The organism is Pseudoalteromonas aliena, from assembly GCF_038155085.1.
Lineage (GTDB): Bacteria > Pseudomonadota > Gammaproteobacteria > Enterobacterales > Alteromonadaceae > Pseudoalteromonas > Pseudoalteromonas aliena_A.
Genome location: NZ_JBAKAU010000003.1, coordinates 13,108 through 28,844, shown reverse-complemented (window position 1 = coordinate 28,844; position 15,737 = coordinate 13,108). Strand labels below are relative to the sequence as shown.

Genomic DNA, 15,737 nt, shown 5'->3' with positions numbered 1-15,737 from the left:
GCAAAACAAAGAGGAAAACGCTTATGCAACTAAACTTAACTGGTCGTCATGTAGAAATTACTGATTCATTAAGAGAGTATGTAAATAATAAATTTGCGAAGCTAGAAAGACACTCTGATCACATTAATAATGTTCATGTTATTCTCGATGTAGAAAAACTTAACCAAAAAGCAGAAGCAACTATTCATGTTAATGGCGCAGAATTATTTGCATCTACAGAACATTTAGATATGTATGCTGCCATAGACTCGTTGATTGACAAGCTCGATCGTCAAGTTATTAAACACAAAGAGAAGCTTGCTCGACATTAATATTATGAAATTAAGTTCACTTATCAGCCAGGACTGCAGCAAAGCTGCGGTCCTTTTTAATAGCAAAAAACGAATTTTAGAATTTATTAGCGAACTCGCTCATGAGAAGCTTCCTCACCTTCCTCAACAAGATATCCTTAGTGCCTTATTGAATAGAGAGAAATTAGGGAGCACAGGAATTGGCCGCGGTATTGCTATCCCGCACGGAAGAATGAACAATGTAGAAGAGCCCTTAGCCGTAGTACTTGTTAGCAAAACGCCAATAAATTTTGATGCCATTGATAATCGTCCTGTTGATATATTCCTTGCACTCATCGTACCAGATGGTGATAACCAGCAGCATCTAAAGACTCTAGCAACCATAGCTGATAAACTAAATAATAAAGAGTTTTGTAAGCAATTGCGCACTGCAAAATCCGATGCAGAACTTTATCAAGTTATTGTTAGTCAATCGTAGTTTTAATAAGGATGATAAATGGAATTAATTATCATAAGTGGCCGATCAGGTTCTGGTAAATCGGTTGCTTTACGCGTGGTGGAGGATTTGGGTTATTATTGCGTAGATAATATTCCAGTAAACCTACTCCCCTCTTTAGTACGCAGCGTATCAGGTAGCTATGATAAAATTGCTGTGAGCATTGATGTGCGTAACATCCCAAAAGAGAAAGACGAGTTTAACGAAATTTTTGAGTATTTACCTGGTTTTGCAAATCCAACTTTATTTTATCTAGATAGTGATGATCAAACATTGATCAAACGTTTTTCTGAAACGCGCAGATTACATCCTCTTTCGATTGACTCATTACCACTTGACTTAGCCATAAAAAAAGAAAAACAATTACTTGATGCATTAATTACTCGCGCCGATTTCATGATCGACACAACTGATTTAAGTGTCCATCAATTAGCGGAGTCTATTAGAGAGAAAATACTTGGGAAAAAAGATAAGCAACTTATTGTAACGTTTGAATCATTTGGCTTTAAACATGGCATACCAAAAGAAGCCGACTATGTATTTGATGCTCGATTTTTACCAAATCCACATTGGGAACCTGAATTAAAGCCATTGACAGGCCTTGATCAACCCGTAAAAGATTACTTAGCGAGTCACAGCATAGTCCAAAAGTTTACATGGCAGATCCAAACATTTGTACAAACTTGGTTACCGCACTTAGAAAGAAATAACCGTAGTTATTTAACCATTGCTATTGGGTGTACCGGCGGACAACATCGCTCTGTGTATTTAGCACAAACGATTGGTGAAAGCTTTGCAATAACTCATCCCAATGTAAAAATTCGTCACCGCGAACAAGAAAAGTAATATAACTAAATAATAATCTGTTCAGCTTGGGTAGAGTAAGTTATGTATTGTGAAGATACTTTTTTAATAAAAAACAAATTAGGCTTACACGCTAGAGCCGCGACTGTACTTGCTCAACTAGCAATACAATTCGATGCCACAATCACTTTATTTCAAGATGATAAAGAAGCCGCTGGTGATAGCGTACTCGCCTTAATGTTACTTGAAAGCAGCCAAGGAAAAGAAGTTAAAGTCGTATGCAAAGGACCTGATTCAGAAAAGGCTTTACATGCTGTTGGTGAATTAATAGCACAACGCTTTAATGAGCAAGAATAATAAAAATCAATTTGTTAATAACGAAAACTGATGTTCTTAACAGATTTAGTTTACTTAAAAAGAGAAATTGAACACGGTTAGTAATATCAATTACTCATCTCCTCCCATACAGTAGTAAAAATTTATAAAGGACGCCAATGCCAGAAGCTTTTGAACAAGATTACCCACTGCAGCAACTAAAACAAGTGACTAAGTCACTTAATAGTGGTCAATTTGTTCAAGTTAGGCGCATGCTCGCAAAAACAGCTCCTTGTGATACTGCACTTTTATTAGAATCATCACCACATAAAATCCGCCGCTTACTTTGGCAATTAGTTGACCCTGATGTGCAGGGGGATGTTCTTGAAGAACTATCTGAAGATGTACGTTTAGGCATTATCGCCCAAATGGCACCAGAGCACATTGCCGCCGCAACTGAAGATATGGGCCACGATGACTTAGGTGAAGTATTACGTAGTCTGCCAGATACCGTCTACAAAGACGTTGTTAGCGCGATGGACATTCAAGACCGTGAACGTGCAACACAAGCACTTTCTTATCAAGAGCGCTCAGCTGGTGCGCTAATGAACACCGATACGGTCACCATTCGCCCTGATGTAACACTCGATGTTGTACTTCGTTATATTAGACTGCGTGGCGATCTTCCTGAAGGTACTGATGATCTCTACGTAGTAGATAAACATAATTGCTTTATTGGTGCTTTGTCATTAAGTACTTTATTAACTAATCCGCCAGAAAAAATTGTGCGCGATTTAATGGATGAAGAATGTGAATCAATTCCAATTTCAATGGACGAAAGTGAGGTAGCACAGTTATTTGAGCGTCATAACTGGATATCAGCACCCGTTGTGGATGACAACGATCAGCTTCTTGGCCGTGTAACAATCGATGATATTGTTGATGTAATACGAGAAGATGCTGAACATAGTCTATTGAGCCTAGCTGGTCTTGATGATGAAGAAGATACCTTTGCTCCCGTTTTAAAAAGCTCAAAAAAACGCTCAGTGTGGTTAGGTGTAAACTTATTAACAGCCCTTGCTGCCGCTTTTGTAGCTAGCTTTTTTGAAGGTACTCTAGATGTACTCCCCATTTTAGCCGTACTCAACGGCATTGTTCCTTCAATGGGTGGCGTCGCTGGCAGCCAATCATTAACATTGGTTATTCGTGGTATAGCCGTAGGCCATATAAATCAAACAAATCAGCGTTTTTTAATGATGAAGGAACTTGCAATTGGCGCATTAAATGGCGTTTTATGGTCACTATTAATCGCAAGTGTGATTGCATTGTGGCAATGGGACTTTATGCTCGGTGGCGTACTGGCTTTTGCAATGTTCATGAACTTAGTTGTTGCAGGAGTAGCAGGTGCCAGTATTCCAATCATCCTCAAAAAAATGGATATAGATCCAGCTCTTGCGGGTAGTGTAGTATTAACCACAGTGACAGATATTGTCGGTATATTTGCTTTTTTAGGTACTGCTACATGGTTATTAATTTAATCTTAGCTTTGGTTAATAAGTTATAGAGACAGAAATACAGCTTAAAACTGATTATAAAGCTGCTCATTTAATAGCTTGCTGTTAAAATATAGAAAATTATGTTTTAAATGAAACAATATGCAATTCACTACTACCTACACGCTTGATAAACCCTACTTCTACGAGTGTTTTGATGAGTCACTCCCTTATAGTAAGCGTGCAAAACCTAAATACTTTTTACTTGTGTTGTTAGTTGCGCTTGGTTTGTTTGGTATTTATGGTTTAGACGATCATTACTTAGGATCGTTTATGATCATGCTAGCGGTACTCGAGTGCGTCGCTTTTTACTATCGCAGACCATGGTGGGTAACCAGACAAATGCTCAGCAAAGCGTCAGGCTCTGAGGTAACACTTACCTTTGATGAGAAAGGTATTAAATCTGCTAATCATTACAAAAACTATCAATTAGAATGGCAAAATATTAGTGAAGTAATAGACACCCAGCAAGGTATTATTATTAAAAACAAAAGCGGCATGCAGTACATATCAAAACAAATTCTTAGCCCTGAAACACTCGCTTTTATAAACAAAAAAACCACTCAGTGAGTGGCTTTTAGTCTAGTTGAGTTAGTTACTCAACTACGTATACGTGTTGATTAAGCATTACCCGGGTTAGGGCTCGACTTTTCAGCTTGTATGCGCATGTAAATCTCTTCACGATGCACTGATACGTCTTTTGGTGCATTAACACCAATTCGAACTTGATTTCCTTTAACACCTAGAACGGTCACTGTTACTTCGTCACCAATCATTAGGGTTTCACCTACTCTACGAGTTAGTATTAGCATTCTATTGCTCCCATGTTCCAATAAAAAATTATAAGATTCCGCTTGAACATACTAATGAAAATTAGACTGAAAAGTAAGTAAAAACTCCCAATCTATCTATTTTCTGTTAAAAATGCTTTATGTAATGCACGAACTGCCAACTCTAGGTACTTTTCATCTATTAAAACTGAAATTTTAATCTCTGAAGTAGACACTAAAACAATATTAATATTTTCCTGTGCTAATGCATCAAAAAATAAACTAGCGACACCTGAATGTGATTTCATACCCATACCAACAGCAGAAACTTTAGCCACTGTAGTTAACCCACAAATATTTTGAGCACTTAATTGAGCTTGATGTGCATTCAGTAATTCGAGTACTTGAAGGTAATCATTTAAGTGCACAGTAAAAGCATAGTCTATATTTTCAAAGTTATGATTAACTTGATTAATCATGTCTATTTCGATGCCATTTTCAGCAAAAAGTTTCAATATTTTTGAAAGATATTGCGTACCCACTGGTACACCTTGTACCTTAATTAAGCATTCGTCACGGTTAGACGCAATCCCCGATACAACCTTACTTGGCATATAGTTCTCCTCAAAACTTATTAATGTACCTTCATCGGGATTAAAGCTCGAAAGTACCCTAAGCGGAACATTGTGTTTACCTGCCGCTTCTACAGAGCGAATATGCAAAACTTTCGCCCCTAAACTTGCCAGCTCTAGCATTTCGGCAAATGTGACTTGGCTCATTCTACGTGCGTTAGGCTCAATACGAGGATCTGTAGTATATACGCCATCAACGTCTGTATAGATCTGACATTCGTCAGATTTTATAGCCGCTGCTATTTCTACAGCCGATGTATCGGTGCCGCCGCGGCCAAGCGTTGTAATGTTCCCCTCAACGTCACGCCCTTGAAATCCAGCAATAATAGCAATACGATTATGTTCAAGCTCATGTTTTAAACGCGTAGCAGCAACGCCCTCAATACGAGCTTTACCAAACATGTTGTCGGTTAGAATATTGACTTGATCGGCTAATAAGCTCACAGCAGAGTGGCCACGTTTAATAATAGCCATAGCAAGGAGCGAAACAGAAACCTGTTCTCCGGTGCTAATAAGTACGTCGAGCTCACGGCTACTCGGGCGAGTATCGATTTGTTTGGCGAGGTTAATTAAGCGGTTGGTTTCTCCCGACATAGCCGAGAGTACCACAACCACTTGATGTCCTTGTTGCCTGGTTTTAACAACAAGGTCGGCGACCGCTTCAATTCGCTCTATTGAGCCTACCGAAGTGCCACCAAACTTTTGAACAATAAGTGCCACTTAGGCTTAAGTACGCTCAGTTAACCAAGCTGTAACGCTATCTAGTGCAGCAGCAAGGTTTTGTGGTTCACTACCGCCGGCTTGTGCCATATCTGGACGACCGCCACCTTTACCACCTACTTGGCCTGCCATGTGGTTAACTAACTCACCGGCTTTTACTTTGCCTGTTAAGTCTTTAGTTACACCGGCAATTAGGCTTACTTTGTCGCCACTAGCAACACCGAGGGCAATAACACCTGAGCCAATCTTGTTTTTAAGGTCATCAACCATACCGCGAAGCGCTTTAGACTCAGTGCCTTCAACGTTTGCAACTAATAGCTTAACGCCATTAATTTCTACTATCGAATCAAGTAAAGATGCACCTGCAGCACTTGCTAGCTTGTCGTTAAGCTGAGCAATTTGCTTTTCAAGGCCTTTAGACTTCTCAAGTAAGGCCGTCACTTTTTCAAGTACTGATGCACTATCGCCTTTAACAAGCACTGCAACATCGTTCAGCTGTTTTTCTTGCTCATTTACATAAGCAACCGCATCTGCGCCAGTTACAGCTTCTATTCGGCGAACGCCTGCAGCAATACCGCTCTCAGATACAATTTTGAATAAACCAATATCACCAGCTCGCTCAACGTGTGTACCACCACAAAGCTCAATTGAGTAATCCCCAATAGTTACTACGCGTACTTCGTCGTCGTACTTTTCGCCAAACAGCGCCATAGCACCTTTCGCTTTAGCATCATCAATTGCCATAAGCTCAGTATTAAGTGCAAAGTTACGACGAATTTCGTCATTTACTACACGCTCAATTTTACGTAACTCATCTTTTGTAACCGCTTCAAAGTGAGAAAAGTCAAAACGTAAACGATCAGCTTGAACAAGCGAGCCTTTTTGACTTACATGTTCACCTAATAACTGGCGAAGCGCTTCATGTAAAATATGCGTAGCTGTATGGTTTTTCTTGATGTTCTCACGACGAGCATCATCAATAGTGGCATCCACTTTATCGTTAACACCAATACGGCCTTGTACTGTACCGTGGTGCGCAAATGCATTACCCAGCTTAGTGGTATTAGTAACAACAAACTCACCACCAGCAACAGTAATTGTACCGGTATCGCCAGTTTGGCCGCCAGATTCTGCGTAAAACGGTGTGCGGTCTAATATTACAATGCCTTCTTGGCCATCTTCCAATAACTGTACAGCTTCGCCACCAGCAAAAATTTCTACCACTGTCGCGCTGTAATGCGTGCTGTCGTAGCCTTTAAACTCAGTTAGTTTTTCTGATTTTAATTGCTCGTTGTAATCTGCACCAAACTTACCCGCTTGCTGCGCAGTTTTACGCTGTACAGCCATGCATTCTTCAAAGCCTTTATGATCAATTGTCATTTGGCGTTCACGCGCAACATCGGCGGTTAAATCGGCAGGAAATCCATATGTATCGTAAAGTTTAAATACTAAATCGCCCGGTATAATATCGCCTTTAAGGTCGCTTAAGCTTTCTTCTAAAATAGCTAAGCCACGCTCAAGTGTTTTACCAAACTGCTCTTCTTCAATGCGAAGTACTTTTTCAATAATTTCTTGTTGCTTAGCAAGCTCTGGGTACGCTTGACCCATTTGCTCAATAAGTGCAGCAACTAATTTAAAGAAAAACGCGCCTTGTGCGCCAAGCTTATTACCATGGCGAACCGCACGGCGAATAATACGACGAAGTACGTAACCACGACCTTCGTTAGATGGCATAACACCGTCTGAGATTAAAAACGCACACGAACGAATATGATCGGCCACTACACGTAGTGACTTATCGTCCATGTCTTGTGCATTAGTAACACTTGCAGCAGCGGAAATTAAGCCTTGGAATAAATCTATTTCGTAGTTTGAATGCACCCCCTGCAAAATAGCAGAAATACGCTCAAGGCCCATTCCCGTATCAACAGATTGCTTAGGTAGAGGCAGCATAGTGCCGTCGCTTTGACGGTTGTACTGCATAAATACTAGGTTCCAAATTTCAATGAAACGGTCGCCGTCTTCCTCAGGTGAGCCCGGAGGTCCACCCCAAATGTGCTCACCATGATCGTAAAATATTTCAGAACACGGACCACACGGGCCTGTATCACCCATAGACCAAAAGTTGTCTGAGGTAGCAATACGAATAATGCGTTCTTCACTTAAGCCAATATCTTTTGACCAGTACTCAAATGCTTCTTCATCATCATGATAAATAGTAACAAGCAGTTTTTCTTGAGGTAATTTAACAACCTCAGTTAAAAACTCCCAAGCAAACTTAATTGCTTCTTGCTTAAAGTAATCACCAAAGCTGAAGTTACCTAACATTTCAAAAAATGTATGGTGGCGAGCAGTGTAGCCTACGTTTTCTAAATCGTTATGCTTACCACCAGCACGTACACAGCGCTGCGAGCTTGTCGCACGTGTATAAGGGCGGCTTTCTGCGCCTAAAAATACATCTTTAAATTGCACCATACCGGCGTTGTTAAATAACAACGTGGCATCGTTACCCGGAATAAGCGAGCTTGAAGGTACAACTTGATGTTGTTTGCTGGCAAAAAAGTCTAAAAACTGTTGCCTAATTTGTGCGGTAGTCATGTGCTGCATTTGAAAGTCTCACCTGTATTTACTGTGCTTGCATTGCAAAATTAATTTCATCGTAGCTAAACCCTCGATACATTAAGTAGCGCACGCGCTTAGCTTTGTCTTTGTAATCGAGATTTGGCGGTGTATTCGAATATTTTTTATTGTACGCATCCTGCGCAAGCTCAAACCAATCTACTTCAAGCTCTTCAACTACCAATTCAAGTAGCGAACGGTCAATCCCTTTGCCCATAGCTTCGCTTTGTATTCGCTTAAGCCCGTGGCATTTAAATATGTGTTTTCTTACAAAGCCTTCACAGTATCGCTGCTCGTTAATAAAATTGTGCTTTTCGCACCAATCAAGCAACGTTTCAATAAAATCTTCTGTGGCTTCTTTTTGCTGTAGCTTAAGCGTTAACTCACGACGCGAATATTCTTGGCGCCCTAATAACCAAAGTACATAGTTTTTTAGCTTTTGCTTTAATTTATCATCCATTAAGCGTCAAAACGCCCGCTTGTTTCACTGCTAAGTGGCTTAACATTAATGTCGTCACTTGGTGGTACAACAGGCATGAAAATGGCTTGATAAGATACAAAAAAGCTAATGTAGCAAATTGGCATTAAAATCAACAGTGGTAAGAACGATAAGAACATAGAAAGCGCCATAAATAATGCGCAAATAAGGCCAAAAACGCCAAGTGGAAAAATATTATGATAAAACACCATTAACGATTTTTTAAGCGCCGTTAAAATACGTGTTTCTTTACTAAAATAAACAAGCGGTACTGCGTAAGCAAACGCCGTTAAGTAAATAAGCATTGCCATAAAAAACAAAATAACATTTGCGCCCGAAATACTCTCAAGCATTTGCTCAAGTGCTACATTTGGATCTAGCCCTGGTTGGCTCATAACAGCCACTGCATCGGCAAATAAGCCATTAGCAAGTAACGCCATTAAAATGCCCGCTCCCATTTGATAAAGTGCTAAACGCAATAACCCTAAACGATTTCCCTTAGCCGTAAATGGCTTGAGAATATCGGCTAGCATAATTTTTCCGCCCTGCTGCTTACTAAGCACCGCTTGGTAAAAGCCTGCAGTTAAAAATGGCGTAGCTAGTGCAGCTACTACTTGCAGCAGCGGTAAAAATAAAGACAGCAGTCCTACAATGCCAATAAATAGATGCATAAAAATAAAGGTTGCTGGCTGGGTTTTAAAAATAAGCCATCCTGCTTTTAACCACTTTAGCCCTGCATCGGCTTTAAAAATTCGTAATTGTGTAGACATACTTGCTCTTAATTTAAAACGAAACACGCCAAGTATAACTTGGCGTGAAGGGATATTAATAGACGAAATGTAATTAAATGATTAAGGTTTTTTAATTTTCTTAATATCTAACATATGCGCGCCATGCTTAATTTTTGTTTCTAGGTACGATTTATTACCCGCAACACCCGCTTTAATGTGTGCATGTGTGCCCACAACCGAGTCAACATTGATACCGGCATCTTTTAATGCGTTAAGCTTTTTAGGATTATTGGTCATTAATTTAACGTGGTTTAAATTAAGCGCATTGAGCATTAATACCGCATCCGAAAAGTCACGTAAATCATCTGCAAAGCCTAAATGGTTATTAGCCTCGTAGGTATTCATACCTTGCGATTGCAGTACATAAGCATCAATTTTATTGTACAAACCAATACCACGTCCTTCTTGGCGTAAATACAATAATATACCGCCTTTTTCGTGCATCATTTCAATACATTCATTTAGCTGCTCACCGCAATCACAACGTGACGAATGAAATACATCCCCTGTTAAACACTCAGAGTGCATACGGATAAGCGGCACATTTTGCTCGGTGTCGGCGTTATTAAACACCATAGCAATATGCTCTTGGCCATCTTTTAAGTCAGTAAATGACACTATTTCTGCAGGGATATCACTGTTTTTGCCAACATTAAGCTGGACTCTTGCTCTTACATGCGCCACGACAAATCCAAATATTTAAATAACTACGACACGACAATAGAGTGATAATATCACAAGATAGGATGAATACACCGTAGTACAAGACTGTTTATGGCAAATATATGGCGACGACAGCCGTTATTTTCAATGATTATTAAGCAATTAATAACCCGAATATTACAACTTCGCTTGTTTACTTTAATTTACCTAAAATAATGACAGGCCTTGATAGTTTTGGTAATTTTATGGGCTAATAAATAATAGGGATTATTATGAAGCACCAACAGCTCACCATATCGATAGGGTTAAGCTTATTAGCCTTTGCTAACTGCACTTTCGCAAACCAAGTAAATAGCATTCAAACTGTATCTGCAAACGCCGAAAAAACTGACTCAGCATTTGTTGCAGCCAAAGAACAAGCTGAAAAAGAAGCACAACTTGCCTATCAAAAGGGGCTCGCTCTATATGGAGAAAATAGCAATGAAACGGCCAATCTTGCTATTAACTACGCCAAAGCTATTAATAATTATACTGCAAAGAACATTATGGTTATAGGGAATGGCAATGAAAAGAAACGGTTTAATTTGTATTCACAGGCCCACCGTATTTTAGTTAAAAACTATGGCGAAAACTCAATAGAGACTATGGATACGCTACTAGCCAAAGCCACTCATACTAATAAATCAGATACCGCAGTCAAAAACTTTAAGCAACTCATTAAAATCGCTGAATTACAAAATAACCCAGGCCTTGTCGCCAATATGCAATTTGAAGCTGCAAAGACATTATTTTATAGGTTTAGCCATAGCGAATACTCTTTAGCGAAAATATACGCTCAAGACGCAGATAAGTATTACCAAGCCCAGCTACCTGATAATGCAGTAGAGCGTATAAAGTCTGACTTCTTAATGGTTTCATTTGAGAGTGGCCGTAAAGATTACGACAAAGCAACTAAAAGGCTAAACCGTATAGTTGGCTTATTTGATAAATATAAAAATTTAGATCAAAGCTTTGAGCTTAATGCGCATGTTGGCTTAGTTCAGTTATATGAAAAACAAGATGAGAGCGATAAAGCGACTAAACACGCCTTAGCCTTTGCTAAAAATACGCAGTGGAAAAATGCCTCAGAGCAAAATCCACTCTATATAATCGATCCTATATACCCTCGCGGAGAATATAAAAGTCATGTAATAGTTATATTAGAGATTACTGTTGATACCCATGGCTTTGTGCAAAGTCCTAAGGTTATTAGTTCTGAGGGTTCTAAAGCGTTTGAAAAATCAGCGATAGCCGCTGTTAAACAATGGCGTTACGCTCCAAAGTTTAAAAATGGAAAACCTGTAAATGCAACAACACAAGCTGAACTGTATTTTGAACGCCTTTAAGTGTTTTATCTTTTAGCCAACAATTATATTGATAAGAAAACTATTGTAATTACGTCAACCTAGTTTCAATTTAAAAGTTAATAGGGATTATTATGAAACGTCAACAACTCGCTTTATTTATAGGCTTAATTTTATCTGCTTTAAGCGCAACCACTTTAAGTACTAAAGCACTTGCAAGCCAAGCAAGCGATCCTCAAGCGGTATTTAACCAAGCATACCAAAGCTATTTAGCAGCAGTTAAAGCAGACGAGAACGTACAACAAACTGCTGAGCTTGCTTACACATCGGGTAAAACTGTTTATGGTGAAAGCTCAGATAACACCGCTAACTTAGCTATTAACTACGCTAAAGCCATTAAAGGCTTCGGCGATGAGCTAAACGAGCAGCGTTATACCCTTTATAACGAAGCCAATACTATTTTAGCTGCAAACCACGGCAAACAATCAATAGAAACAGTTGATGCATTACTCGGCCAAGCTAACTACACAACATCGGCATATCAAGCAGCTAACTTTTTAGAACAAGTAATTGAAATAGCTGAAACACAAAACAACCCTAAGTTTGTAGCCGACATGAAGCTCGAAGCTGCAACGCTACTGGCTAAAAAGCATAGCCACAAAAAATACCGTGAAGCTAAAAACTACCTAGAAGAAGCCGACGAGTATTATCAAGAAAACTTACCCGAAAACTCACTAGAGCGCATAAAAGCCGATTTTTTAATGGCCTCATTCGCAGAAGGTCGTAAAAAATACAATCAAGCGATTGAAAGGCTAAACCGTATAGTGAGTGTATTCGATAGTAACTTAAACTTTGATCACAGTGCAGAGCTAAGCGCTCACTCTAAACTTATTGGCCTGTACGAAAAACAAGGTAAAAGCGAAGAAGCAACTAAACATTGCCTAGCTATTGCTAAAATGGTGCCATGGAAAGAATCGCAAGAGCAAACGCCGCTTTACCGTGTTAATCCTAAATACCCAGTTAACAAAGCCAGATTTAGTACCGATGGTAGCGTTGTTATGGAGTTTGAGGTAAATGCAGCTGGCTTTGTAAAAAACCCAAAAGTACTTAGCTCTGAAGGCGGCAGCGCATTTGAAAAATCAGCCAAAGCAGCGCTTGAGCAATGGCGTTACGCGCCAAAGTTCGAAAATGGCAAACCTGTTAGCGCTATTTCTCAGGTACAACTCGACTTTAAAATTAACCGCTAAGCTAAAATATAAAAGCGCCGTTTGGCGCTTTTTAAATTTATAAATTAGTCCTAAATTTTAGCGAGTATTTTATCGCTAGCCGCTTCTATTAAATCGAGCACATTTTCAAAGCCATCATCGCCGCCGTAATAAGGATCGGGTATCGCGCTTTGGCTTTGCTCGCCGTATTCTAAAAACAGTGATAGCTTATAGCGTAAATGCTCAGGGCATTGCGCTTTTAAATCAGCTAAATTTTGTGTGTCGGCCGCTAAAATTAAATCAAACTCAGTAAAATCGCTGGTACGCACTTTGCGCGAAAAAATACCTTTAAAACTATAACCGCGTTTTTCGCCTGCAGCCATTGAGCGGCTATCTGGCGTTTTACCTTCGTGGTAACCAATAGTCCCTGCGGAGTCTACTTTTACCTCAACACCTAATTTTTTAGCACGGGCTTTTAACACCGCCTCTGCGGTTGGCGAGCGGCAAATATTACCTAAACACACTATGAGTACTTTTTTCATTAAGGCTCCTTTAACTAATTTAAAAACCTAAGCTTCAAAACTGTTTTAAAATGCTTTCATCGTAATCTTCAACATTAAGCGTTACGTTATGTTGCGCTGCAACAGATTCAAGTTCAGCTTGTTTAATGGCTAAATCGTCCAGAGTGATTAGGTTATCGTCTAGCTGCCACAATAACCGAGAGCCCGCGTAGCTATAATGAATCGCTAATAACGCATCAGCATTACCTTCACGGCCAGCGGCTTTTAACTTAGCCATTTTACGGGTTATTTTATTAAGTGCTTTTTTAAGCTCCCACACATAAACAACTTCAGTCATAAAGCTATGTGTACGGTATTTATTAAGTAACCACGCAAGCCCAACACTTGTTATAGCAACGCCTATTAAGTTCCAATGAAAATGGCTACCACTTTCATCAGGAAATAAAGCAATCAGCGTTTGCGATATAGCCAAGCTGCCTACAGCCAAACCAATACCACACCCTGCAATAACACGGTTTAAATGTTTACGGTAACGCGCTTTATTTATTTCAATGAGTTGCATAACAGCCTAAAAAGTTAATAAGTAAAAGAATGCGAATGGCTATTGTAACTAAACCCTGCAATTTTTATAAAATTATTTAACCCCTTTTTGATTTGCTTTTAATAAGCTTATTGTAAATATTCAAATAGCCTCACCATAGCGGTTATTAAGTAGGAGCACTTTATTTATTAACCAGAGAACATTTTTTAATTCCACTCATTTTAATTTTTTTCACTCTTTGTATTTAAAAAGCAAAATTAACACACCACTACCCCTTAAATTAGAATCGTTCTATTATTTACAATTGATAATGATATGAGTTTGCATTAACATTTATTACCTATTGATATCTCTAAATCGAAGTGACCGAATCGCTACTTTGCTCTAATCAAAAATTTAAGGTGAAAAATGTACGATAATAGCTGTAGCGTTCCTCAAACCGATACTTTTACCAAGCCAAAAAATAAAAAGCGTCAACTTTACGATTTACATATTTGGCTAGGTTTCAACCTCGCCTTTTTAATGACGTTATTATTGGCAACTGGCACTATTGCGACTTTATCAAACGAAATAGATTGGCTCATACAAGACGACATGCGAGTAACACCTACGGAGGTTAAAGTACCTTGGGGTGAGCTAGAAAATACCGTAAAAAAAGCGGCTCCAGCACAAGATATGCTAACAACATTTAGCCAAGGCGAAAGTGATTATTTTTCATACCGAGCCACCTTTTTACGAGCCGATGGAACTCGTTACTTTATTCATATTAATCAATGGACTGGTGAAGTCACTGGTACAACTCCATTTTTAACTGTTCAGCGATTTTTTAGAGACCTTCACCGCTACTTCTTTATGCCAAATTTTATTGGCTTACCAATCACGAGCTCTCTAGCTATTGTGCTTATTATTTCTTTGTATACAGGATTAAAAACAACTGGAAGATTAAAAAAATCAGCATTTCGCTTACGGAAAAACAAAGGCACTCGCGTTATGCTAAGCGATTTACATAAGGTTTTTGGTATATGGGCAATATGGTTTATTGCTCTTATTGTAATAACAGCAATGTGGTATCTCATTGAATTTGGTTTTGCTGTTGCAAAGCATAGCTTCGAGCCTCCTCGACCGGGCCCCAGTGTTGAGCGAATTCAAGAATTTGGGGATGCAATGAATATAATCCCAGCCGATACAATAATAAAAAATTCAAAATTAGCTTTCCCTAACTGGGAACCAACTCAAATTCAATACCCTAGGTCTGCATCACAAGCAATAACAGTCCTTGGTTACACAAGTGATATATTAGTGCGTTCTAGAGCCAACAGGGTATTTATCGATCCCGTTGACGGCTCAATTATTAAAGTTCAAAAATCCAAAAATATAGGCACGGTAGCTTACTTAAACGAAACAGCAGATCCGATTCATTTTGGAACGCTCGGAAATCTCACTACAAAAATTATATGGTTTATTTTTGGCATTATTCTTACCGGAATGTCAGTAACAGGTGTGTTAATGACCTATCGCAGGCTAAAAACCTCACGCTTATCGCCGGCTCAAATTAAAACATTTCCAGTTATAGTAGCCGTAATGATCGCTGGATTCTTTTATGTTAAACAACAAAATGGCGACTCCGAACCGGTTAAAAAAATATCGCAAAGCGTTGAATCATATAAAAATTACACTTTTAAAAATACATTATATAAAAAAGTAAATAGCGGTAAATACAATCTACAAGTAAATATTACCCACCCAAATGGATACTCAATAATAGACTCTATAAGCGTGGCAGATACGCTAAATAATACATACAAATTAAAGGCTAAAACGTTCTCATCAACAACTATTTTCGCCGCCACATTACCTAGTAAAAATACAGAGCAATACAAAAAGCTTACTTTAAAAGTAACGCTTTTAACGGGTGAGACAAAACAGTTTATTTTACACGAAAATAAAATCCTTAATTTAACTAACAATACTGCAAAAACGACTAAACAATAATCTC

17 protein-coding genes are annotated in these 15,737 nt (G+C 38.9%); 9 read left to right on the top strand and 8 right to left on the bottom strand.

The annotated features are described in order from the left end of the window. Positions 1 to 23 precede the first annotated feature (23 nt). The 6 genes from hpf (at position 24) to V6260_RS04350 (ending at position 4,028) form a co-directional block, all read left to right on the top strand. Positions 24 to 311: a ribosome hibernation promoting factor gene (gene hpf, locus V6260_RS04375; protein WP_341592857.1), complete on the top strand. Its 288-nt coding sequence runs from the start codon at positions 24 to 26 to the stop codon at positions 309 to 311. A gap of 4 nt (positions 312 to 315) precedes the next feature. Further along, on the top strand, positions 316 to 768 hold the full coding sequence (gene ptsN / locus V6260_RS04370; RefSeq protein ID WP_341593068.1) for a PTS IIA-like nitrogen regulatory protein PtsN: 453 nt from the start codon (positions 316 to 318) through the stop codon (positions 766 to 768). Positions 769 to 786: 18 nt separating this feature from the next. Then, positions 787 to 1,632: an RNase adapter RapZ gene (gene rapZ / locus V6260_RS04365; RefSeq protein ID WP_341592856.1), complete on the top strand. Its 846-nt coding sequence runs from the start codon at positions 787 to 789 to the stop codon at positions 1,630 to 1,632. 42 nt (positions 1,633 to 1,674) lie between these two features. Further along, positions 1,675 to 1,947, top strand: coding sequence for an HPr family phosphocarrier protein (locus V6260_RS04360; protein WP_341592855.1), 273 nt, complete (start codon positions 1,675 to 1,677; stop codon positions 1,945 to 1,947). Positions 1,948 to 2,084: 137 nt separating this feature from the next. Then, a complete protein-coding gene (mgtE, locus tag V6260_RS04355; RefSeq protein WP_341592854.1) occupies positions 2,085 to 3,443 on the top strand; it encodes a magnesium transporter in 1,359 nt (452 codons plus the stop codon). A gap of 117 nt (positions 3,444 to 3,560) precedes the next feature. Next, positions 3,561 to 4,028, top strand: coding sequence for a YcxB family protein (locus V6260_RS04350; RefSeq protein ID WP_341592853.1), 468 nt, complete (start codon positions 3,561 to 3,563; stop codon positions 4,026 to 4,028). Between the two features lie 50 nt (positions 4,029 to 4,078). Here V6260_RS04350 and csrA read toward each other — a convergent pair whose 3' ends face one another. From csrA to V6260_RS04320, 6 genes are all read right to left on the bottom strand, one after another. Next, positions 4,079 to 4,270 (bottom strand): carbon storage regulator CsrA, encoded by a 192-nt coding sequence (csrA, locus tag V6260_RS04345; protein ID WP_341592852.1) that lies wholly within the window; start codon positions 4,268 to 4,270, stop codon positions 4,079 to 4,081. Between the two features lie 92 nt (positions 4,271 to 4,362). Further along, positions 4,363 to 5,580: an aspartate kinase gene (locus V6260_RS04340; RefSeq protein ID WP_341592851.1), complete on the bottom strand. Its 1,218-nt coding sequence runs from the start codon at positions 5,578 to 5,580 to the stop codon at positions 4,363 to 4,365. 6 nt (positions 5,581 to 5,586) lie between these two features. Continuing rightward, positions 5,587 to 8,187 carry an alanine--tRNA ligase gene (gene alaS, locus V6260_RS04335; protein ID WP_341592849.1) on the bottom strand — a complete coding sequence of 867 codons (2,601 nt, stop codon included), beginning with the start codon at positions 8,185 to 8,187 and terminating at the stop codon, positions 5,587 to 5,589. Positions 8,188 to 8,206: 19 nt separating this feature from the next. Next, complete coding sequence (locus V6260_RS04330) at positions 8,207 to 8,659, bottom strand: regulatory protein RecX (protein ID WP_341592848.1); 453 nt, start codon at positions 8,657 to 8,659, stop codon at positions 8,207 to 8,209. Then, positions 8,659 to 9,447 (bottom strand): BPSS1780 family membrane protein, encoded by a 789-nt coding sequence (locus V6260_RS04325; RefSeq protein ID WP_341592847.1) that lies wholly within the window; start codon positions 9,445 to 9,447, stop codon positions 8,659 to 8,661. The genes V6260_RS04330 and V6260_RS04325 overlap by 1 nt, the downstream gene beginning before the upstream one ends. Before the next feature lie 81 nt (positions 9,448 to 9,528). After that, positions 9,529 to 10,152: a GTP cyclohydrolase II gene (locus V6260_RS04320; RefSeq protein ID WP_341592846.1), complete on the bottom strand. Its 624-nt coding sequence runs from the start codon at positions 10,150 to 10,152 to the stop codon at positions 9,529 to 9,531. Positions 10,153 to 10,403: 251 nt separating this feature from the next. Here V6260_RS04320 and V6260_RS04315 point away from each other — a divergent pair, with 251 nt between their 5' ends. Next, complete coding sequence (locus V6260_RS04315; protein ID WP_341592845.1) at positions 10,404 to 11,516, top strand: energy transducer TonB; 1,113 nt, start codon at positions 10,404 to 10,406, stop codon at positions 11,514 to 11,516. A gap of 92 nt (positions 11,517 to 11,608) precedes the next feature. Further along, positions 11,609 to 12,721, top strand: coding sequence for an energy transducer TonB (locus V6260_RS04310; RefSeq protein ID WP_341592844.1), 1,113 nt, complete (start codon positions 11,609 to 11,611; stop codon positions 12,719 to 12,721). A gap of 50 nt (positions 12,722 to 12,771) precedes the next feature. Here the strand turns inward: V6260_RS04310 and V6260_RS04305 are convergent, their stop codons facing one another. Next, on the bottom strand, positions 12,772 to 13,221 hold the full coding sequence (locus tag V6260_RS04305; RefSeq protein ID WP_341592843.1) for a low molecular weight protein-tyrosine-phosphatase: 450 nt from the start codon (positions 13,219 to 13,221) through the stop codon (positions 12,772 to 12,774). Positions 13,222 to 13,255: 34 nt separating this feature from the next. Then, positions 13,256 to 13,762 (bottom strand): DUF3087 domain-containing protein, encoded by a 507-nt coding sequence (locus tag V6260_RS04300; RefSeq protein ID WP_341592842.1) that lies wholly within the window; start codon positions 13,760 to 13,762, stop codon positions 13,256 to 13,258. Between the two features lie 387 nt (positions 13,763 to 14,149). Here V6260_RS04300 and V6260_RS04295 point away from each other — a divergent pair, with 387 nt between their 5' ends. Further along, positions 14,150 to 15,733 (top strand): PepSY-associated TM helix domain-containing protein, encoded by a 1,584-nt coding sequence (locus tag V6260_RS04295; protein ID WP_341592841.1) that lies wholly within the window; start codon positions 14,150 to 14,152, stop codon positions 15,731 to 15,733. Positions 15,734 to 15,737 lie beyond the last annotated feature (4 nt).